This window comes from Shewanella xiamenensis, assembly GCF_014647135.1.
Classification (GTDB): Bacteria; Pseudomonadota; Gammaproteobacteria; order Enterobacterales; family Shewanellaceae; genus Shewanella; species Shewanella xiamenensis.
The window spans coordinates 23,869-42,955 of sequence record NZ_BMOP01000007.1 but is presented as its reverse complement, the minus strand read 5'-3'; the positions used below and the strand labels follow the sequence as shown (position 1 = coordinate 42,955).

Sequence of the window (19,087 nt, the reverse complement as noted above, 5' to 3'; positions counted from 1 at the left end):
ATAACAACAGTGCTCAAACCTATTTCAACAAGACCCATGCTGAGACGCTACACATTTAACGTTTTCGGCAGCCACAGAAGGAATAACACTATGATTTATGCTCAACCCGGAACTCCTGGTGCCATCGTTAACTTCAAAGAAAAATACGCCAACTTTATCGGTGGCAAATGGGTCGCCCCAGTTAACGGCGAATACTTCGATAATCGCTCCCCCGTCAATGGTCAAAACTTCTGTAAAATTCCCCGCTCCGACTATCGCGATATCGAACTGGCGCTCGATGCGGCCCATGCCGCTAAGGATGCTTGGGGCAAAACCTCAGTCACCGAGCGTGCGAATTTACTGCTGCGTATCGCCGATCGCGTTGAGCAAAATCTCGAATACTTAGCCGTTGCCGAAACCTGGGAAAACGGCAAAGCGGTGCGTGAAACTCTCAACGCCGACTTGCCTCTGTTTGTAGACCACTTCCGTTACTTCGCTGGCTGCATTCGAGCACAGGAAGGCAGCGCCGCCGATATTGATGGCAACACCGTCAGCTATCACTTCCCTGAACCTTTAGGTGTCGTCGGGCAAATCATCCCGTGGAACTTCCCGCTATTAATGGCAGCATGGAAAATCGCCCCCGCGCTCGCCGCAGGTAACTGTGTGGTACTCAAACCCGCCGAGCAAACGCCGGTCTCTATCCTTGTGCTACTCGAACTGATTGAAGATCTGCTGCCGCCCGGCATCCTCAACGTCGTCAACGGATTTGGCGCCGAAGCGGGCCAAGCCCTCGCCACCAGCAAACGCATCGCTAAACTGGCCTTTACTGGTTCCACCGAAGTCGGTTACCACATCTTAAAATGTGCCGCCGAATCACTGATCCCATCGACAGTAGAACTCGGCGGTAAATCGCCTAACCTGTATTTCGCCGATGTGATGGACCACGAAGACGAGTATTTAGATAAGGCCGTCGAAGGCATGTTGCTGGCCTTCTTCAACCAAGGTGAAGTCTGCACTTGCCCATCAAGGGTGCTGATCCAAGAGTCGATTTACGATCGCTTTATCGAAAAAGTGCTCGCCCGTGCGCAAACCATCAAGCAGGGCAACCCGCTGGATACCGCCACCCAAGTGGGCGCGCAGGCCTCACAGGAACAATTCGATAAGATCTTAAGTTACCTTGCCATTGGTAAAGATGAAGGCGCGCAGGTGCTCTTAGGCGGCTCGCTCTGCCAGCTCGAAGGCGATCAAAGCAAAGGCTATTACATCAGCCCAACGATCATGAAAGGCCATAATAAGATGCGGATTTTCCAAGAGGAAATCTTCGGTCCGGTTATTTCGGTCACCACCTTCAAGGATGAAGCCGAAGCCTTAGCAATTGCCAACGATACCGAATATGGCCTAGGCGCAGGCGTGTGGACTCGGGATATGAACCGTGCCCAACGTATGGGCAGAGGCATTCAAGCGGGTCGCGTTTGGATTAACTGCTACCACGCCTATCCTGCCCACGCGGCCTTTGGCGGTTATAAAAAGTCTGGCATCGGCCGTGAAACCCACAAGATGATGCTCAATCACTATCAAAACACCAAAAACCTGTTAGTCAGCTACGATATCAATCCGCTCGGTTTCTTCTAACCGAGCTGAAACCTTGCCTTAATAACAAGAAAGGGCGATTAGCCCTTTCTTTGTTTTTATCGGGTAGAACTATAAAAACATACCACCCGATGCCTCGATACGTTGTGCGTTTATCCACGCCGCGGCGGGTGACAACAAGACACTGATTGCACCGCCAATATCCTCGGGTAATCCCACACGCCCCAACGCCGTTTGCTGCGCTAAAAACTCATTCATCTGAGGGTTATCCCGCACCGCACCACCGCCAAAGTCCGTTTCTATCGCACCGGGTGCTAGCACATTAACGCGGATCCCGCGTGCCCCGAGCTCCTTCGCCCAGTACTTGGTCATGGTTTCGACCGCGCCTTTCATGGTGGCGTAGGCGCCAAACCCTGGGATAGCAAAGCGCGTTAACCCTGTAGAGACATTGATAATACTGCCGTTATCAGCAAGCAGAGGCAGCAGTGCCTGAGTTAAAAAGAAAGGCCCTTTGACATGAATATTCATCAAAGTATCGAACTGCTCCACACTGGTTTCAGCCATGGGCACATGGATACCAATCCCAGCATTATTAACTAGATAGTTAAAACTATCCCGCTGCCAAGTCTGTTCGAGTGCGGTTTTAACGCGTTGAGAAAAATCACTAAAGGACTGGCTATTACCCACATCTAACGGTAACGCGACAGCCTTGCGTCCGTGCCATTCAATTTCCGCTACCACCTCGGCGGCCGCAGCGGCATTACTTTGGTAAGTTAGAATAATATCAACACCTTGTGCGGCTAAGGTCAGGGCCGCATTTTTACCTAAGCCACGGCTTGCACCAGTGATCAGCGCGATGGGAGTTGTGTTCATTGTGTATCCTCTTCATTCATCTATGTTAATGCCGCCGCACAGCATGGCGATTCCACTGCACACAGCTTATTACTTGCACAAAGAGGGATAAACACACTATAAATGGCAAGACTGTTAGCTATTAGAGAACAATTGCGATGCAAGATAGACTACAAGCCATGCAAATTTTTATGCGGGTGGCTGAATTAGAGAGTTTTACTCAAGCCAGTATCAGCCTAGGTCTGTCGAAAACCCATGTGTCGAATGTGGTAGCTCAGTTCGAAACCGCGTTAGGTGCACGTTTACTACAACGTACCACTCGTACTGTGCGCCTCACCCAAGATGGCATAAGTTGTTATGAGCGCTGTAAAAACTTGCTCACCGACTATCAAGAATTAGAAAGCCTTTTCCAGCTGCAGGCGACGCAAGTTTCGGGTCGCTTAAGAGTCGATATGTCCACAGGGATTGCGCGTAACTTAGTGCTTCCCCATCTTCCTGACTTTATTGAGCAATATCCCCAAATTGAGTTGGAGCTAAGCAGTACCGACCGCAAGGTCGATATCGTCGCCGAAGGTTTTGACTGCGTGATCCGCGTTGGGAGCGTGCAGCAAGAAGGTGTTATCGCTAAAAAGATTGGCCACTTTAAGATGCTTAACTGCGTTAGCCCAAGCTATATCGCAAAATACGGTAAACCATCGAATTTAGAAGAGCTTAGCCAAGGGCATAAGCTCATCCATTACGTTGGCCAGTTAGGCGGTAGCGATTCAGGATTTGAGTATCTAAGCCAAGATAATCACGAACTATGCACCCTAGCCTTACCTAAGCTAATCACAGTCAATAATGCCGATGCCTACAGCGCGGCCTGTCTGGCGGGTTTAGGGATTATTCAAGCGCCGAATATTGGGGTGGCAAAATATCTTCAAACTGGCGAACTGATAGAGATCTTGCCAGATTACCCTGCGCCCTCAATGCCAGTGAGCTTGCTCTATCCCCATAGACGCCATCTTTCAAAGCGCCTTCAGGTATTTATGGCTTGGTTAACCGAATTGCTAACGCCTTTTTTAGTATCGCGTTAACGGTCAGTCTCGATATTCGCTAACCGCTGCGACAGTTCTGCCATCGAGCTTGCGGTGCGAGGATCGCACTCAGGGGTGGCTACTGGATTAAATTCGAGACGCGGACCGCCGAACCGACCTAAACGGCTCGGCAGAATATGCAAATCCCAAACTAACTGATCGTAGTAATGTAGCCGCAGGCCATTATCGGCAACTGGCCAATGGGCATAGAGTAAAAACGAATGATAGCTCTGCGAGAGGGAGCGACTCGCTACTAATTTAAAGGACGCATCGAGCAGGCTGCACTCGGTCGATTCTTCAAAGGGGCAATCGTAGGAGGTCAGCAGTAGATAGCCTTGGGTGCCATTGGGTAAAGTGCAGCGGTACTGGGCCTCAAGCTGCCTTCCCGCAATATTGACCCCAGTAGCTTGCTGATTGAAATACAAAGGCTGAGTGAGCGCCTCGGTATCAGATGCTCGCAGTGTGAAGGCTGTTATCGGCTGCATGCTGTATCCTTCCTGTGCCTTGAAATAGCTAATTTCGCTTCCAATACAAGCCTATCAATATCAGGTATCCCACAAAATACGCCAGCAAATCAAGTGGATCGAAATGGCTACCAATCACAATTCGCGCCAAGCGGTTACCGCCCAGCCCCAGCTTGTCCACTAAGCCCCAATACTGACCAAATTCGATAGCGAAGGCAAACAGCAACACAGCCAATGCCAACCATGGCGTGTGCCAAAAGCGATTGATTGATTCCCCTTTTGCATTCACCACGGGCACTAGCGTGCGCGCCATGCAAAACAATAGGATCACCACTAACACGTCACCTACAAAACCGCGAATAAATCCCGAAGACACAAAACGGGCGATCAACACTTCGATGATAAATAACAGCACCGCATAAATTAAAAAAGATTTTCGTTCGGGCTGGCGGCTAAAAAGATGGACAGGCATAAACAGGTTGCTCCCTTACCTCTCGAAGATGAAGCTGCAAAATCTAGCTTAATACCAATACCTTAACAAGCTTAGTTCGATGGATTTCTCACTTATTTGCCCAGTTCACTCATCAGAACAGCGGGCAAGTTCACTCCGCAAAATTTAAGCGTCGTTTAAGTTTGGCTTTAGTAGCCTGCAAGCACACCACCTTAGGAGCAACAGATCATGTCCTCAAATATGCAGCAAAACATCAACGTCTGGGATCCCTTGATCCGTATCTTTCACTGGTCATTGGTGGGCTTTTTTACCTTAGCCTACCTCACCGAAGGCGAAGACGAATGGATGAACATCCACAGTTACGCCGGCTACAGTATCTTAACCCTGCTGATATTTCGCCTGTTGTGGGGCGTGATTGGCACTCACCATGCGCGTTTTATCAACTTTGTCACCCGTCCGAACATCGCTTGGACTTACCTGAAGGAACTCTTCACGGGCAAGGCTAAGGATTACATCGGCCACAATCCCGCAGGCGCACTGATGATAGTCGCCCTAATCCTCAGCATAGGGTTCACTGGCTTCTCCGGCATGGCACTTTATGCCACCGATGGCCAAGGTCCACTGGCCACAAGCTTTTTCGCTACTTGGCCCGAGGGCACACTGAAGGAAGTACATGAGTTTTTCGCCAACTTCAGCCTGTTTCTAATAGCTACCCATATCGGCGGCGTGATTGTCAGCAGCCTGCTGCATAAGGAAAACCTCGTCAGAGCCATGCTGACAGGTAAAAAGCAGCGCCCGCTGATCCAACAAGATGAACATCAATAACCGCCGCAACTCGACCGTTCAAAGGAGTCAGAAATGAACTACGTGAATAAACACAGCATCGGACTAGCAATCACTGCGCTACTACTCAGCAGTGTTAATGCCAGTGCCGCCAATACTAAGGTCGCCAGCTTGCCACTCAGTGCCGAGCGAATTGGCTTACAACTGCAACAATATCAAGCACAAGGTGCAGGCCCCTTTAGCGCAGATGCAGGACAAGCGCTGTGGCTACAGCAGAGTGAGGATCGTAGCTGTGCCAGCTGTCACACCGCCAAAGTGACAGACCCAGGTATGCATCAAAATACCCGAAAACCCATTGAGGCCATGGCGCCGTCGCTCACCAGTAACCGTTTAACCGATGCGGCCAAGATTGAGAAATGGTTTAACCGCAACTGTAACTGGACCTTTAAACGCGAGTGCACGCCTCAAGAAAAAGGCGACGTACTGCTGTGGCTAAGTTTGCAATAAAGGCGTTATCCACATCCATTTTAGTAAGCAAAACGTAAGGAAATACCATGACTAAACAAGCCCATCCCCTAAGCTGGATTGCTGGCTCCACACTGACTGCCCTCGCCCTGGCGATAGGCGTCGTAGGGCTCAGCTTAACCTTTACCAGCACGGGTTATGCCGACGATGGTCGCGAGCTGAATCAAGCCATCCCACAAAATGCAGAATACTCGGCAGAATGTGGCAGCTGCCATATGGCGTATCCCGCAAATTTACTGCCCGCAGACAAGTGGCAGGCAATTACCAACAACCTAAACAATCACTTTGGTGATGATGCCAGCCTGACGCCTGAAGCAACGGCGAGAATTGAGCAATATCTCGTTCAACATGCCGCGCAAAATGGTAAGGTGATGAAAAATAGCAAACCTTTAATTGTTGATATGGGGCCACAAAAAATTACCGAGCAGGCATTTTTTATCCGTAAGCACGATGAGATCCCAAGGCGCATGGTGCAAGATAACCCCAAAGTCGGCTCATTCAGCCAATGTAGCAATTGCCACAACCTCGCAGAGAAGGGCATATTCGATGAAGATACCGTTAATATTCCTGGCTTTGGCCGCTGGGATGATTAACAGCCCAAGCTGTCTAGCCCATGATGACGACCTCTCTAACAAAGTGGTCGAATGGGTGAAGGAGGGTAAAGTATTACCCTTCGACACCATCATGCAACGCTATGAATCACGGCTAAAGGGACGTTTGCTCGACCTTGAAGTCGAGCAAAAACACGGCCGCATCATCTATGAACTCGAAATCCTGCGCGACGATGGCATTGTCTATGAGATTAAGATCGATGCCAAAACGGGTGAATGGCTTAAGGAAAAGGCCGACTAATGCGCTTACTCTTGATTGAAGATGATGCCGACTTAGTAGCTCGCCTCATTCCCGCCCTTAACAAGGCGGGCTATACCGTTGAACATGCCAATAACGGCATCGATGGCGCCTTTCTCGGTGAGGAAGAAGCCTTCGAAGCGGTGATCCTCGATTTAGGCTTGCCCGGTAAGCCGGGTTTAAGTGTGCTGAGCCAATGGCGCCAAAAGGGTCTGCTGATGCCTGTGTTAATTCTTACGGCCCGCGATGCTTGGCACGAACGCGTCGATGGCCTTAAGGCCGGCGCCGACGATTATCTCGGTAAGCCTTTCCATGTTGAGGAGCTGCTCGCCAGATTAGAAGCGCTGATCCGCCGACACTTTGGCCGCGCCGACAACCTGCTGCAACATGCTGGCGTCTCTCTCGATGTGGATAAACAAGCAGTGACCAATGCCGAAGGGGAAGTTATCGAGCTCACTAAGATTGAGTATCGCCTGTTGCATTATTTAATGGCCAACCCGACTAAGATTGTGTCCAAATCCGAGCTGAGCGAGCGCATTTACGAAGAGGAACAAATCAAAGACAGCAATGTAATTGAAGTGTACGTCAACCGACTCCGCCAACGCTTAGGCAAAGATTATATCGAAACGCGGCGCGGCCAAGGTTATCGACTCAAGGATGCATAAGCGTGTATTCACTCAAAGCCTATCTCACTAGAAACCTGCTTATTACCCTCACCTGCGCCATGGCGCTATTGTTGTATTTGCTATTTCAAGGCATTCAAATCTTGACCCAAGACTTTGTCGCCTCGCGCCTGCAACACGATGCCGATAGTCTGATCTCCGCCCTCGAACAGCAAGCCGATGGCACTTGGTCACTGAGTGCCGACAGGCTCCCCAATGTCTATCACAGGGTCAATTCGGGCCACTACTTTGCGATTAACATCGGTGAGCAGCTATTACGCTCGCGCTCGCTGTTTGACCATATAGTTTCACTCCCCAATCTTAAAATTGGCGAGCAACAACAAGCCACTCAATACGTTGGCCAAGAACACTGGCTGATGCTCAGTCAGACAATCGTCAAGAATGGGCAAACCATCACCCTCTGGGTGACCGAAGACATTAGCTCGCTCGAGCAAACCCAATTACGCTTTTTAGGCTTTGCGGCGGTAGTGGTACTGCTGACCATTATGATCCTGTTATTTGCCCAACACCTGTTGCTCAAACGGGGCTTTAAACCGCTAGAGCAAATGCCAGATGCCATCAGGCAACTGCGGCTCCAGGGACAAGAAATTGATACCCAGCACACGCCAACAGAAATTAGCCCTTTGATTGAGGAAATCGAACGCCTCATCAATCAACTCGGCCAAAGGGTACAACGCTCACGCAATGCCTTGGGTAATCTTGCCCACGAAATGAAACGTCCTCTGCAAGGGCTACAATCCTACCTCGATAGCCTAGCGCCAGAGCAAAGGCGCGAAGGCAGCAAGGTGCTCGCAGATCTGCACCATATTATTGAGCGAGAGCTTAAGCGCACTAAAATCGTCGGGCTCTCCACTCCGGGGCGTTTCACCGTGCTCAATGACGATCTGCCGCCACTCATCCAAGTGATGCAGCGCATTTATCCAGAGCGCAAAATTGATTATCGGTTTGATAAAGCACTGGTGATTCCCTTTGACCGGGACGACATACTGGAACTGCTTGGCAATCTGCTCGATAACGCCTGCAAGCATGCGCGTCGACAGATACAGCTTTGTATTGAACAGACAAATACCAGCAATCGAGCGTATCTGATTGAGGTCAGCGACGATGGCGAAGGTGTATCGGATAGCGATTTAACGGTGATTACTGAGCGAGGGATTCGGCTCGATGAGAGCGTTCAAGGCCACGGTTTAGGCCTGTCGATTTGCAAAGATATTGTCGAGAGTTATCAGGGAGAACTTAGCTTTACGCATTCAACACTTGGCGGGTTAAAAGTTAGCGTGACATTACCTCAGCCGCATTAAACGCACAGCAAAGCAAATGCTCGCTGTGCGATGGGAATTACGACTTATAAGGCATAGAGCCGAGATAATCTTTCTTACCCACATCCACACCGTTATGGCGCAGAATCGCATAGGCCGTCGTCACATGGAAATATAAGTTTGGGATAGCATGTTCAATCGCAAACTCATATCCCGTTAAATACTTACCTTCCCAACGTGGTTGAGAGACGTGAATTGTTGCCGCATCGGCAAAATCTGCCTCGGTAAATTGGGCTAAGTACTCGATAACAGAAGCAATACGCGCTTGCAACTCTGGCAGAGTCGTTTCAGTATCATCATGCTTAGGTACGGTATCTAAATTCCCCGTTAGACGCGCGACCCCAATCTTGGCGGTATCACAGGCAATCTGGATCTGACGGATCAGGTTAAATTGATCGGGTGCTAAGCGGGAATTCAATAATACCGCCATATCCACCTTCTTCAAGTTGGCAAAAATCTCACCCTTTTCCAGAATAAGACTCAAGTTTTTCAGCATCTTGCTAAATTGAACAGCCGTTAAATCATAAAGCATGACATAAACTCCTGTGATAAACGCCACCAGATTGCAGCACTAGAGACTATATTGGGGCAAAAAGGATGATTTCAACAGAGTTAAAATTTCCGCCTTACTAGGGCGTGTTGACGTTTCGAGACTAAATTTTGTTCGTTCTGGCAAGCTCGTGCTCGCGAAACGAGGAATGATGTGTAGTTTACTCAAATGACGAGCGGCTCTTATGACAGAAAGTAAGAGTAAGGGCTTGCCAGGCGAACCCTTCGGGCAGCATTTGGCTGACGTTTCTGCTGCGTTATCGTCCGTTTATGTAGAATAACTACACTGCACGGACTTTGCCTTGCATAAAAGCCAGCCAAATTGCTGCAAAAATAACCCTGAAACGTCAACATGCCCTAGATACAGACGGCTTTTATTGATCCGCAGAAAAATCGAGTATCTCGGGCCATAATCCACCCGTTTTTTCTCTCTCGATTGCTAGACTAAAATGCATAACACCAGTTAAGGTGTTATTTTTGATTCATTTCAAATGAAAATTCACGTTTATTCAGTCTTATCAACAAAGAAATGCCGTAAGGTATAACTATTTACAGCTAACGCAGAAAATAACATAAAAACAATTTCTTAGCATTTATCCAGAAGCTTAACTATCAATCTTCTTTATGCATCAATTAATCGTATTGCCTGAAAAATAAAAGGCCTCGCATTGCTGCGAGGCCTTTTATTTTAAAGAGGTTGAGTTGGCCGATAAGCCGGGTCCTGTCGTGGACAGTCATTCATCTAGGCCTGCAATCGCTCACAGGCTCAAGCGACCTACCCGGTTCCAACGCGAGCCACGCCATACGGAACCCTATTTGGTCTTGCTTCGGGTGGAGTTTACCTTGCTACGGACTATTGCTAGCCGCACGGTGCGCTCTTACCGCACCCTTTCACCCTTACCACCTTAGCCGAGGCTATGATGGCGGTCTCCTCTCTGTTGCACTTGTCGTCGGTTCACACCGCCCAGGCGTTACCTGGCACCCCGCTCTTTGAAGCCCGGACTTTCCTCCCCGTTCTTGCGAACGCGGCGACTGTCTGGCCAACTCGGCGCGGATTATAGCCTAAGCCTTCTACCTGCACCACTGTTAATCCTGCCAGTGCGCGTCTATCTGTTAGATCTGCTTATAAATCAGACTCTAAACCGAACTTGTACAGGGCATTCTTTTTAAGACCGTGAATTTGCGCGGCAATGGCGGCGGCCTTTTTAAGGGGCAATTCTTCACAGAGTAACTTAAGTGTATTGATGGCAACGGTTGGAATGGCTTCATCATCCTCGGCCGTACGGTGACCATGCACCATAAGCACAATCTCACCTTTTTGCTGGTTAAGATCGCTACTCACAGTGGCTAACACCTCAGCCACGGGGCCGCTGAGGAAGGTCTCGAAGGTTTTCGTCACTTCACGCGCCATCACCACTTGGCGATCGTCCCCTAGCACTTGAGCCATGGTCGTTAGGCTATGTTCGATACGGTGGGGAGATTCATAAAAAATCAGCGTGCGCGGATCTTCTTTTAGTTCTAACAACTTGTCGGCGCGAGCTTTTTCTTTCGAGGGTAAAAAACCTTCAAAAGAAAAACGATCCGACGGCAAACCCGAGGCACTTAACGCCGTAATCGCCGCACAGGGGCCTGGCAGCGGGATCACCTTAAAGCCAGATTGGCGCACATGGGAGACCAAGTGATAGCCGGGGTCGGAAATCAGCGGCGTGCCTGCATCGGAAATTAGCGCAATCGACTGCCCTGCGGCTAGCTGATCCACAATCCACTGGGCGCGAGCACGCTCATTATGGTCGTGCAGTGCGATGGTTTTAGTTGAAATGCCAAAATGACTCAATAACTTGCCGCTATGGCGGGTGTCTTCACAGGCAATTAATGCAACCTGGCTGAGCACGTCAATAGCACGTGGGCTCATGTCCCCCAAATTACCAATAGGAGTGGGAACGATGTAGAGTGCGACGCTTTGGTCCATATATACCTCTGTAATGACAGTGCCAAGACTTTCGTCAAGCGCAAGAGAAGGTTAAACTAGAGGCAGCATCTTACCAGAGTGAAGCCCAGTGTTAAAAAGCCTGAATACAACTAAGTTCGTTTCCGTGGCCATTTTATCCGCAGTGTTGGCGGGTTGCGGCAGTCAAGCGCCCACCTCAACTAATACTGCGCCCACCGTGGCCACCTCTTTAGCCTCTGCTCCATTGGCGCCAAATGTGTATTTAGCACAGGCTGCTAATAGCAAAGATCCTCAGCAACGTGATACTTACCTGCTGCTGGCGGCGCATGCGCATATCAATGCGAACGACTATGCGGCGGCGCAAAAGCTGCTCAAGTCGATGCTGCCAAGCCTGACTCAGGTCCCGACGCTAGTGGCTGAGCATAAGTACCTGACTGCGCGGGTGCTGGAGCATACATCGACGCCGCTTGATGCACTGAAAACGCTAACTTACCCAAGCACTTGGGTATTACCCGGCTGGCAAATGGCTGCGTATCATCAATTGAGAGCACATTTGTTCCAACTGAATAAGCAACCTATCGATCAAGTACGCGAATTAAGCTTATTGACCACCTATTTGCCTCCCGCTGAGGCGAGTGAAGTCAATAATCAGATCTGGCAAGTATTGCAGCCAATGCATGAGCAAACCTTGCTCGAATTCACTAAAGATGCCAAAAGCCCGGTTTTTGCCGGTTGGTTACAGCTGGCATATATCGCTAAGCACTATGCGGTCGATCCCAATCAACTGGTCCGTTATTTAGGCGACTGGCAAAAACAAAACCCTTACCATCCTGCGGCGGCGAAGTTGCCCGCGGATTTAGATCAAGCGTTAAACGCCAAACCTTATACCCCAAAAAATATCGCTGTACTCTTGCCGCTAACAGGCCAGCGCGCCAGTGCCGCCAATGCGATTCGCCAAGGTATTTTGGCCAGTTATTTAGCTAAACCGAATGAGCAAGTCTCGGTGAATTTTTACGATACCGCCAATGACGCAGTAGCCGCCTATCAGCAAGCGGTAAATGCAGGTGCTGAGTTTATTATTGGCCCGCTACTGCCAAATGAAATCGATCAATTATTGGCATTAAACACTGGTACTGCGGCAACTAACACCCCTGCCACTGGCACGCCAGCAGCGCCTGTTGCGGCAAGCGCGCCGATCCCGCAACTGTTTTTAAATCAAACAGACAAGTTTGTCGCTGATGCTAATAAGTTTTACTTTGCATTATCACCAGCACAAGAAGCAGCCGATGCAGCAATACGCATGTATCAAGATGGCGTAACTATGCCACTGCTACTCGCCAGCAACGATGCTATCGGCAAACGTATGGCCGAGAGCTTTATTCAAGCCTGGAAAAAGAAAAGCGATACGCCCATCGAAGTCTATTACTACGACAGTGGCGATAAGATGAAAACCACGGTGCAAGATGCGCTCGGCGTTCGCGATAGCCAAGCCCGTATTGCGCGCATCAAGGAACTACTGGGCAATTCAGTACAGGCCGATTTTCGCTCGCGCCAAGATATAGATGCGATTTATATGATCTCGACGCCGCAGGAGTTAACCCTGCTCAAGGCCTTTATCGATGTCACCTTTAGCGTCTTTACTCAGCCCGTGCCGTTGTACACCTCGAGCCGTAGCCGTATCGATAATGAATCGAGCCAAACTGCGCAGGATTTAAATAACCTCACTCTCAGTGACGCACCTTGGTTGATGCAAAATGGCGAAGAAAACCTGATGGTTAATACCTTATGGCCCGGCTGGAACAACGGCCAAAAACGCTTATTTGTGATGGGTTATGATGCGATGGATTTGATCAGCAAACTCGCACAAATGCGCTCATTTACCGGTTACCAGTTCAATGGTCGTAGCGGCGTGTTATCGGTCAATCCCGATGGCGTAATTAACCGCCAATTAAGCTGGGGACGCTATCAAAGAGGCAGTTTCCGCCAACTATGACACTCGGACAGCAGGCAGAGTCGCTCGCCCAAGGTTACCTTGAACAGCAAGGTTTAATCTTTGTTGAGCGCAATGTCCGCTATCCCTTTGGTGAAATAGACTTAATCATGCGCCACAAAAACCACTGGGTATTTGTAGAAGTAAAATACCGCTCTGCAAATCAATTTGGTGGCGCAATACAAGCACTTAGCAAAGCACAAATCGGCAGGATCCGCATGGCGGCCAGTCATTATTTACAGAGCCATAAATTGGATGTACCCTGCCGATTCGACGTTGTCGCCATCGAAGATACGCAGATCCAATGGCTGGTCGATGCCTTTTAAACGAGGCTCTCGACTCAGCTCATCGAATAATTTTTAACGCTTATGCCTCAACTCCACCGTGGAAATATGGCATCATAGCCACACTTTATCCTGAAAGGATGTATCCATGTTAGAACGCATTAAAGACAGCTTTACTGAATCTATCCAGACTAAAATCGATGCAGCCGAAGCACTGCCAGAATCCATCGCCAAAGCGGCGGAGATGATGGTGCAATGTCTTTTGGGTGGCAATAAAATTCTTGCCTGCGGTAACGGTGGTAGTGCCGGTGATGCTCAGCACTTCTCGGCCGAGCTATTAAACCGCTATGAGATTGAACGTCCACCACTGCCAGCCATTGCCCTGTCGACAGACACATCGACTATCACGGCAATTGCTAACGATTACAGCTACGATGAGATTTTCTCAAAGCAAATCTTAGCCTTAGGTCAGCCTGGCGACATCCTGTTAGCCATTTCCACCAGCGGTAACTCTGGTAACGTGATTAAAGCGATGGAAGCGGCACTGAGTCGCGATATGACTATCGTAGCCTTAACCGGTAAAGACGGCGGCGCGATGGCGGGATTACTCAGCGTGGGTGACGTCGAAATTCGCGTTCCTTCGAACGTGACGGCACGTATTCAAGAAGTGCACTTACTGGTGATCCATTGCCTGTGTGACAATATCGACCGCACACTCTTCCCACAGGACGAACAGCAATGAGATATGCTGCCCCACTGTTAATGGTTTGCATGCTACTGCAAGGTTGCGCCGGTGCCGTTATGGTGGGCGCAGTCAGCGGCGCCATGATGGCCAACGATGAGCGTTCGGTAAAAACGCAGCTCGATGATACTAATACTGATTTTAAGATCACCAGTGCGCTACTTGAGCATGAAGATCTTAAGAAACAAACCAATATCACGGGTGTATCGGTAAACGGTAATGTGCTGATGATAGGCCAAGCCCCCAACTCGATGTTGAGGGATAAAGCGGTTAAGGTCGTACAAGACCTTAAGCTGGGCGGTAAAATCCACAACCAGATCCGCATCGGTAATCCAACGTCTTTCACGACTCGCAGTAACGACACTTGGGTAACAACCAAAGTGAAGGGACGTATGCTCAACGAGAAAGAATTGGATGTGACCCGAATTAAAGTGATCACTGAAAACGGTGAAGTCTTCCTGCTAGGGCTGATCCACCGCTCACAGGCAGAGCTTGCTGTTGACATTGCCCGTCATACTGCTGGTGTACGCAAAGTCGTTAAGGTTTTCGAATATATCGAATAACCGATTGAGCCTAAACACTTAAAGTTTAGGCTCGCCTTTTACCGCGGTATCAATTCCTAAAGACTTCACCTGTATGTTATCCATCATCTTGGGTGACTTCTCCACCAACGCTCCTATCCAAGGTAAAAACAGCGAAGGCAGCACAATCAAAGCGGCACCCAGCCAACTTAAGCTATCCAGCCATTCATCAAACAACAGCCAGCCTAAGAAAACGATAAATAACAAACCAGTATATTCGGCAATCGCAATATCACTCGCCTGCGCTTTACGGTAAGCCAGTACACAGAACCAATGATAAATCAGTAAAAAGGCATTACTAAGTAGTGCAACCGCGAGCAATTCCCAGCTCAGTCCCTCCACCCCCTGAAAGGCCGCAATGACTAAAGTCGCAGGAATCCCCAGCAAGTTATAGAGCATTAAGGTTAATACCGGGTGCTCAGTATTGGGCACTTTTTTAAGCATCAACTGATTGATAGCAAAAGTAAATGCTGAAAATAACACCGCTAATCCAAACCAGTTCATCTCGCTCGGCCTGAGGATAATTAAGATCCCGACAAAACCTAACGCTGTGCATATTACTTGCCCAGTTGTGATCCGCTCCTTTAAAAACCAGTATCCCATCAAAATAATCATCAGGGGGGCCGAGTAAAACAGGGAACTGACTGTGGCTAAAGGCAATGCCATCAAACCAATAATTAAAAAAAGCGCGCCAACCGAGCCTATGTTGGCACGCCAAAGGTGAACCGAAATATATTCCGTCTGCGGTCGCTGCGAGTACAACCAAATCGGGGTTAACATGAGTACTGAAGTGATTTGTCTCACGAGTAGAAAAGTGGCTGCATTAGCATCTTCTGGCAACCATTTGATCGATACATCGTAAAAAGCACTAAATAGATTACCCACTATCAATAAAATCAAACCGATAACAACAGGGCGCTGCATTTTAACTATCCGTAAATCTCAATGCTGGCATGATAATCCCCGCAAAACTTAAGCTGAAATGATGCTTTCTCATGCTAGATGAATTAAATTCATACTAAATCGTTTAGACTTTGAAAATCATGAGAAAGCTTCCACCCTTACGTGCGCTGCAAGTATTTGAAACTGCCGCGAGGCAACAACATTTTTCCAAGGCTGCCGCCGAGCTTTGCATTACCCAAAGCGCGGTTTCACACCAAGTGCGTGTATTGGAGGAGTACTTTGGTGAACAACTTTTTGATCGTCAGGGACGTAAACTACAGCTCACGCCCAAAGGCCAGAGCTTATTTATTGAGTTAGAAAGAATTTTTAATGAGTTAAGCGATCTTAATCTCAAAATCCGCGACACCCCAAATCAACAACTCTGTTTGGCGGTATACAGCTCATTTGCGGTGAAATGGTTGATCCCAAGGTTAGCGGATTTTCGGCGCCAATATCCCAGCGTTAAAATTCGCCTCGAGATGATCACTCAAGACCCCGATCTCAGCACCAGCACGGCCGATATCTTTATCGCAGGCAAACTCAATCAACGGGGTTATTGGCAACAATTACTGCACAAGGAACGCCTGATCCCCGTATGTAGCCCTAGCCTTTATCCTAAATGGCGCGAGATTAACTTGGGCAATTTTCAGCAACAAGCATTACTGATTGTGGATGAAGGCCCACTTGGACTCGATTGGCATAAGTGGTCATCGGCGCATAAAATCCCCCTGAACAACGAGCAACAACATATTTTTAGCCACATAGTGATGGCAATTGAGGCGGCGATTGCCGGACAAGGTATCGCCCTCGCCCCTGATTTTATGGTGGCCGGCGATATCAGCACCGGACGACTGGTAGCGGTAAATCTACCCGATGTCCATACGGGCTTTGAGTTTAGTTTTATCTGTAAGCAGCGCCGTCTAGCTGAACCCGCGATTGCCGCCTTTTCCTCTTGGCTGAAATCACAGGCCTAACACTTAACAGCCCAATGAATAACAGACATAAAAAAGCCGACCTAAGAATGGGTCGGCTTAATCGAGTGTTATGTAATGCGCTTTTTAGGTCAAATTACACTAACAAACCAATCTTCTCGTACACCTTTTTAAGCGTCACTTCAGCACGAGCCTGGGCATTTTCAGCGCCCGCTCTCATCACTTGATCAAGGTAAGCACGGTCGGCACGCAGCGCACGGTAACGCTCTTGCAGCGGCTCTAACATGCCCACGACCGCTTCACCCGCGGCACCTTTTAAGTGGCCATACATCTTGCCTTCAAACTCGGCTTCGAGGCTGGCAATGCTTTGACCCGTGATACCTGACATTAAGCTCAGCAGGTTGGATACACCTGGCTTGTTTTCCATATCGAAACGCACCACTGGCGGCTCGTCACTGTCGGTCATGGCTTTTTTCAGCTTTTTCATAACCGCTTTAGGATCTTCAAGCAGACCAATTACGTTGTTACGGTTATCGTCTGACTTAGACATCTTCTTCAGAGGGTCCTGTAGCGACATCACCTTAGCGCCATGCTCAGGAATAAAAGGCTCAGGAATAGTAAACGTGTCGCCGTAAGCGTTGTTAAAGCGAGTGGCGATATCACGAGTTAACTCAAGATGTTGCTTTTGATCTTGACCAACTGGGATTTCATTCGCTTGATACAGCAGAATATCCGCCGCCATCAGTACAGGATAACCAAACAGACCGACGTTAATATTGTTGGCGTGCTTTTGTGACTTATCCTTAAACTGCGTCATACGGCTCAATTCACCCATTTGGGTGTAGCAATTTAACGCCCAACCCAGCTGAGTGTGCTGCGGCACTTGAGATTGGATAAATACCGTACTCTTCTTTGGATCGACGCCGCAGGCTAAATACAGTGCAAGCGTATCTAAGCAGGCTTCACGCAATGCTTGAGGGTCTTGGCGCACGGTAATGGCATGCAAATCCACCACGCAATAAAGGCAGTCGTGGCTATCTTGCATGGCAACCCATTGACGCAATGCACCCATGTAGTTACCTATGGTTAATTCGCCGGACGGCTGTGCACCGCTGAGTACTATGGGTTTGGTCATTACGTCATTGCTCCAAATAAAGATAAAAAGATTCGATTAAACTGCCTGGCCGACATTTAGCCAGCTAAGGATCTCGGCAAACTGCTCGCACACCGCGTCAGGGCCAGTGAGCCCAATATCTTCACCGTAGTTGTAGCCATAGGTCAAGCCGATTGATGCAACACCTGCTGCTTTCGCCGCTAAAATGTCATTTTTAGAATCGCCCACCATCAACAACTCACTTTTATCGAGTTGCCATTGCGCTAATAAATGCTCTAGCGGTAATGGATCCGGCTTCATCTTCGCCAGCGAATCGCCGCCAAGCACTAAGCTAAAGAAGTCATTAATCTTAAAGGCCTCAAGCAGCGGCAAAGTAAAGCGGTAGGGTTTGTTTGTCACCACTGCCAGCTTAAATCCAGCGTCAAACAGAGTTTGTAGCACTTGGTGCACATCGGCATAAAGTGCGCTGTGCTTCTCAAGATTTTCTTGATAGTGATGCATAAAAATCGGCATAGCCGCATCTAATGCCGTTTGCTCAACGTCTGCGCCTAAAGCGTGGCTCATGGCGCGGCGCATAAGCATTTCAGCGCCATTACCCACCCAAGTTCTCACCTGTGCCTCGGTACACGTTGCCAAACCTAATTCGGCGAGTGCCGCCTGTGTCGCGACCGCAAGATCGGGCACACTGTCAATCAGTGTGCCGTCGAGATCAAAGGCAATCGCTTTAATCTGTTCTCGCATCATTTGGCCTCAACGTTTACTAACTCGGCACGCATTTCATCGACAACGGCTTTATAGTCTGGTTGACTAAAAATAGCCGACCCAGCGACAAACATATCGGCACCTGCGGCAGCAATTTCGGCAATGTTATCCACTTTTACGCCACCATCAACCTCTAAGCGAATATCAAAACCGCTCGCATCGATACGCTCACGCACTTGGCGTAATTTATCTAAGGTCGAAGGAATAAAGGATTGGCCACCAAAGCCTGGGTTGACCGACATCAGCAGGATCACATCTAACTTATCCATCACATGGTCAAGATAATGCAGCGGTGTTGCAGGGTTAAACACTAAACCTGCCTTACAACCCGATTCTTTAATCAGTTGCAAAGTACGATCGATATGCTCAGAGGCTTCGGGATGGAAAGTAATAATAGACGCACCCGCCTTAGCAAAATCAGGCACGATACGATCAACAGGCTTAACCATTAAATGCACGTCGATCTCCGCCGTAATGCCATAGTCGCGTAACGCTTTACACACCATAGGACCAATGGTTAAGTTCGGCACATAGTGGTTATCCATCACATCAAAATGCACTACGTCAGCCCCTGCATCTAACACGGCTTTAACGTCATCCCCTAAACGGGCGAAATCGGCGGATAAAATCGATGGAGCAATTAAAAATGGGCGCATAGGACACTCGCTGCTA

General features: G+C 48.9%; 22 protein-coding genes and 1 other RNA gene. 13 read left to right on the top strand and 10 right to left on the bottom strand.

Translation table 11 applies throughout. The features are described from left to right. Window positions 1-90 precede the first annotated feature (90 nt). A complete protein-coding gene (gene exaC / locus IEY09_RS08425) occupies window positions 91-1,611 on the top strand; it encodes an acetaldehyde dehydrogenase ExaC (RefSeq protein ID WP_099457292.1) in 1,521 nt (506 codons plus the stop codon). Window positions 1,612-1,680: 69 nt separating this feature from the next. Here the strand turns inward: exaC and IEY09_RS08420 are convergent, their stop codons facing one another. Next, window positions 1,681-2,442, bottom strand: coding sequence for an SDR family NAD(P)-dependent oxidoreductase (locus IEY09_RS08420; protein ID WP_188870637.1), 762 nt, complete (start codon window positions 2,440-2,442; stop codon window positions 1,681-1,683). A gap of 137 nt (window positions 2,443-2,579) precedes the next feature. On the opposite strand from IEY09_RS08420, the gene IEY09_RS08415 reads away from it, so the two are divergent. Then, a complete protein-coding gene (locus IEY09_RS08415) occupies window positions 2,580-3,497 on the top strand; it encodes a LysR family transcriptional regulator (RefSeq protein WP_188870635.1) in 918 nt (305 codons plus the stop codon). Here IEY09_RS08415 and IEY09_RS08410 read toward each other — a convergent pair. Beyond that, the gene (locus IEY09_RS08410) at window positions 3,494-3,982 is read right to left on the bottom strand and encodes a hypothetical protein (protein ID WP_188870633.1); all 489 of its coding nucleotides are present in this window, start codon (window positions 3,980-3,982) and stop codon (window positions 3,494-3,496) included. The two genes, IEY09_RS08415 and IEY09_RS08410, sit on opposite strands and share 4 nt — an antisense overlap. A 28-nt stretch (window positions 3,983-4,010) precedes the next feature. After that, the gene (locus tag IEY09_RS08405; protein WP_188870631.1) at window positions 4,011-4,433 is read right to left on the bottom strand and encodes a ribosomal maturation YjgA family protein; all 423 of its coding nucleotides are present in this window, start codon (window positions 4,431-4,433) and stop codon (window positions 4,011-4,013) included. A gap of 207 nt (window positions 4,434-4,640) precedes the next feature. Here IEY09_RS08405 and IEY09_RS08400 point away from each other — a divergent pair, with 207 nt between their 5' ends. From IEY09_RS08400 to IEY09_RS08375, 6 genes are read left to right on the top strand one after another with little or no spacing between them, the layout of a single operon-like run. Continuing rightward, window positions 4,641-5,237 carry a cytochrome b/b6 domain-containing protein gene (locus IEY09_RS08400; protein WP_188870629.1) on the top strand — a complete coding sequence of 199 codons (597 nt, stop codon included), beginning with the start codon at window positions 4,641-4,643 and terminating at the stop codon, window positions 5,235-5,237. A 33-nt stretch (window positions 5,238-5,270) separates the two neighbouring features. Continuing rightward, on the top strand, window positions 5,271-5,702 hold the full coding sequence (locus IEY09_RS08395) for a DUF1924 domain-containing protein (RefSeq protein WP_037423065.1): 432 nt from the start codon (window positions 5,271-5,273) through the stop codon (window positions 5,700-5,702). A 47-nt stretch (window positions 5,703-5,749) separates the two neighbouring features. Beyond that, complete coding sequence (locus IEY09_RS08390; protein ID WP_047538659.1) at window positions 5,750-6,313, top strand: diheme cytochrome c; 564 nt, start codon at window positions 5,750-5,752, stop codon at window positions 6,311-6,313. Further along, window positions 6,306-6,572 (top strand): PepSY domain-containing protein, encoded by a 267-nt coding sequence (locus IEY09_RS08385; RefSeq protein ID WP_188870627.1) that lies wholly within the window; start codon window positions 6,306-6,308, stop codon window positions 6,570-6,572. Before IEY09_RS08390 ends, IEY09_RS08385 begins: the two co-directional genes overlap by 8 nt. Continuing rightward, complete coding sequence (locus IEY09_RS08380) at window positions 6,572-7,234, top strand: winged helix-turn-helix domain-containing protein (RefSeq protein ID WP_037423056.1); 663 nt, start codon at window positions 6,572-6,574, stop codon at window positions 7,232-7,234. Before IEY09_RS08385 ends, IEY09_RS08380 begins: the two co-directional genes overlap by 1 nt. 2 nt (window positions 7,235-7,236) lie before the next feature. After that, window positions 7,237-8,553 carry an ATP-binding protein gene (locus IEY09_RS08375; RefSeq protein WP_188870625.1) on the top strand — a complete coding sequence of 439 codons (1,317 nt, stop codon included), beginning with the start codon at window positions 7,237-7,239 and terminating at the stop codon, window positions 8,551-8,553. Window positions 8,554-8,590: 37 nt separating this feature from the next. Here IEY09_RS08375 and IEY09_RS08370 read toward each other — a convergent pair whose 3' ends face one another. The 3 genes from IEY09_RS08370 to rsmI all read right to left on the bottom strand — a co-directional run bounded on the left by IEY09_RS08370 (window position 8,591) and on the right by rsmI (window position 11,089). After that, window positions 8,591-9,103, bottom strand: a complete 513-nt coding sequence (locus IEY09_RS08370) for a DUF1993 domain-containing protein (RefSeq protein ID WP_172589147.1) — start codon at window positions 9,101-9,103, stop codon at window positions 8,591-8,593. Window positions 9,104-9,814: 711 nt separating this feature from the next. Further along, an RNA gene (gene rnpB / locus IEY09_RS08365) (RNase P RNA component class A) lies at window positions 9,815-10,168 on the bottom strand. A gap of 75 nt (window positions 10,169-10,243) precedes the next feature. Continuing rightward, on the bottom strand, window positions 10,244-11,089 hold the full coding sequence (gene rsmI / locus IEY09_RS08360; protein ID WP_188870623.1) for a 16S rRNA (cytidine(1402)-2'-O)-methyltransferase: 846 nt from the start codon (window positions 11,087-11,089) through the stop codon (window positions 10,244-10,246). An 88-nt stretch (window positions 11,090-11,177) separates the two neighbouring features. On the opposite strand from rsmI, the gene IEY09_RS08355 reads away from it, so the two are divergent. The 4 genes from IEY09_RS08355 (at window position 11,178) to dolP (ending at window position 14,647) form a co-directional block, all read left to right on the top strand. Continuing rightward, entirely contained in the window at window positions 11,178-13,061 is a 1,884-nt protein-coding gene (locus tag IEY09_RS08355; RefSeq protein WP_188870622.1) for a penicillin-binding protein activator, read from the top strand. After that, window positions 13,058-13,384, top strand: coding sequence for a YraN family protein (locus IEY09_RS08350; RefSeq protein ID WP_172589146.1), 327 nt, complete (start codon window positions 13,058-13,060; stop codon window positions 13,382-13,384). The genes IEY09_RS08355 and IEY09_RS08350 overlap by 4 nt, the downstream gene beginning before the upstream one ends. A 106-nt stretch (window positions 13,385-13,490) precedes the next feature. Next, window positions 13,491-14,084: a phosphoheptose isomerase gene (locus IEY09_RS08345; RefSeq protein ID WP_011070670.1), complete on the top strand. Its 594-nt coding sequence runs from the start codon at window positions 13,491-13,493 to the stop codon at window positions 14,082-14,084. Beyond that, window positions 14,081-14,647, top strand: a complete 567-nt coding sequence (dolP, locus tag IEY09_RS08340; RefSeq protein WP_037424203.1) for a division/outer membrane stress-associated lipid-binding lipoprotein — start codon at window positions 14,081-14,083, stop codon at window positions 14,645-14,647. Before IEY09_RS08345 ends, dolP begins: the two co-directional genes overlap by 4 nt. Window positions 14,648-14,665: 18 nt before the next feature. Here the strand turns inward: dolP and IEY09_RS08335 are convergent, their stop codons facing one another. Then, entirely contained in the window at window positions 14,666-15,589 is a 924-nt protein-coding gene (locus IEY09_RS08335; protein WP_144376025.1) for a DMT family transporter, read from the bottom strand. Between the two features lie 119 nt (window positions 15,590-15,708). On the opposite strand from IEY09_RS08335, the gene IEY09_RS08330 reads away from it, so the two are divergent. Continuing rightward, window positions 15,709-16,581, top strand: coding sequence for a LysR substrate-binding domain-containing protein (locus IEY09_RS08330; RefSeq protein ID WP_188870620.1), 873 nt, complete (start codon window positions 15,709-15,711; stop codon window positions 16,579-16,581). Window positions 16,582-16,675: 94 nt separating this feature from the next. Here the strand turns inward: IEY09_RS08330 and trpS are convergent, their stop codons facing one another. From trpS to rpe, 3 genes are read right to left on the bottom strand one after another with little or no spacing between them, the layout of a single operon-like run. Continuing rightward, complete coding sequence (gene trpS / locus IEY09_RS08325) at window positions 16,676-17,674, bottom strand: tryptophan--tRNA ligase (RefSeq protein WP_069454027.1); 999 nt, start codon at window positions 17,672-17,674, stop codon at window positions 16,676-16,678. 36 nt (window positions 17,675-17,710) lie between these two features. Next, a complete protein-coding gene (locus IEY09_RS08320) occupies window positions 17,711-18,394 on the bottom strand; it encodes a phosphoglycolate phosphatase (protein WP_086904102.1) in 684 nt (227 codons plus the stop codon). Continuing rightward, the gene (rpe, locus tag IEY09_RS08315) at window positions 18,394-19,071 is read right to left on the bottom strand and encodes a ribulose-phosphate 3-epimerase (protein ID WP_188870618.1); all 678 of its coding nucleotides are present in this window, start codon (window positions 19,069-19,071) and stop codon (window positions 18,394-18,396) included. Before rpe ends, IEY09_RS08320 begins: the two co-directional genes overlap by 1 nt. Between the last annotated feature and the right edge of the window lie 16 nt (window positions 19,072-19,087).

What these genes read in the sequence shown, in the direction of transcription:
- exaC (WP_099457292.1), top strand. Translation starts at nt 91, where the DNA reads ATGATTTATGCTCAACCCGGAACTCCTGGTGCCATCGTTAACTTCAAA.
- IEY09_RS08420 (WP_188870637.1), bottom strand. Translation starts at nt 2,442, where the DNA reads ATGAACACAACTCCCATCGCGCTGATCACTGGTGCAAGCCGTGGCTTA.
- IEY09_RS08415 (WP_188870635.1), top strand. Translation starts at nt 2,580, where the DNA reads ATGCAAGATAGACTACAAGCCATGCAAATTTTTATGCGGGTGGCTGAA.
- IEY09_RS08410 (WP_188870633.1), bottom strand. Translation starts at nt 3,982, where the DNA reads ATGCAGCCGATAACAGCCTTCACACTGCGAGCATCTGATACCGAGGCG.
- IEY09_RS08405 (WP_188870631.1), bottom strand. Translation starts at nt 4,433, where the DNA reads ATGCCTGTCCATCTTTTTAGCCGCCAGCCCGAACGAAAATCTTTTTTA.
- IEY09_RS08400 (WP_188870629.1), top strand. Translation starts at nt 4,641, where the DNA reads ATGTCCTCAAATATGCAGCAAAACATCAACGTCTGGGATCCCTTGATC.
- IEY09_RS08395 (WP_037423065.1), top strand. Translation starts at nt 5,271, where the DNA reads ATGAACTACGTGAATAAACACAGCATCGGACTAGCAATCACTGCGCTA.
- IEY09_RS08390 (WP_047538659.1), top strand. Translation starts at nt 5,750, where the DNA reads ATGACTAAACAAGCCCATCCCCTAAGCTGGATTGCTGGCTCCACACTG.
- IEY09_RS08385 (WP_188870627.1), top strand. Translation starts at nt 6,306, where the DNA reads ATGATTAACAGCCCAAGCTGTCTAGCCCATGATGACGACCTCTCTAAC.
- IEY09_RS08380 (WP_037423056.1), top strand. Translation starts at nt 6,572, where the DNA reads ATGCGCTTACTCTTGATTGAAGATGATGCCGACTTAGTAGCTCGCCTC.
- IEY09_RS08370 (WP_172589147.1), bottom strand. Translation starts at nt 9,103, where the DNA reads ATGCTTTATGATTTAACGGCTGTTCAATTTAGCAAGATGCTGAAAAAC.
- rsmI (WP_188870623.1), bottom strand. Translation starts at nt 11,089, where the DNA reads ATGGACCAAAGCGTCGCACTCTACATCGTTCCCACTCCTATTGGTAAT.
- IEY09_RS08350 (WP_172589146.1), top strand. Translation starts at nt 13,058, where the DNA reads ATGACACTCGGACAGCAGGCAGAGTCGCTCGCCCAAGGTTACCTTGAA.
- IEY09_RS08345 (WP_011070670.1), top strand. Translation starts at nt 13,491, where the DNA reads ATGTTAGAACGCATTAAAGACAGCTTTACTGAATCTATCCAGACTAAA.
- dolP (WP_037424203.1), top strand. Translation starts at nt 14,081, where the DNA reads ATGAGATATGCTGCCCCACTGTTAATGGTTTGCATGCTACTGCAAGGT.
- IEY09_RS08335 (WP_144376025.1), bottom strand. Translation starts at nt 15,589, where the DNA reads ATGCAGCGCCCTGTTGTTATCGGTTTGATTTTATTGATAGTGGGTAAT.
- IEY09_RS08330 (WP_188870620.1), top strand. Translation starts at nt 15,709, where the DNA reads ATGAGAAAGCTTCCACCCTTACGTGCGCTGCAAGTATTTGAAACTGCC.
- trpS (WP_069454027.1), bottom strand. Translation starts at nt 17,674, where the DNA reads ATGACCAAACCCATAGTACTCAGCGGTGCACAGCCGTCCGGCGAATTA.
- IEY09_RS08320 (WP_086904102.1), bottom strand. Translation starts at nt 18,394, where the DNA reads ATGCGAGAACAGATTAAAGCGATTGCCTTTGATCTCGACGGCACACTG.
- rpe (WP_188870618.1), bottom strand. Translation starts at nt 19,071, where the DNA reads ATGCGCCCATTTTTAATTGCTCCATCGATTTTATCCGCCGATTTCGCC.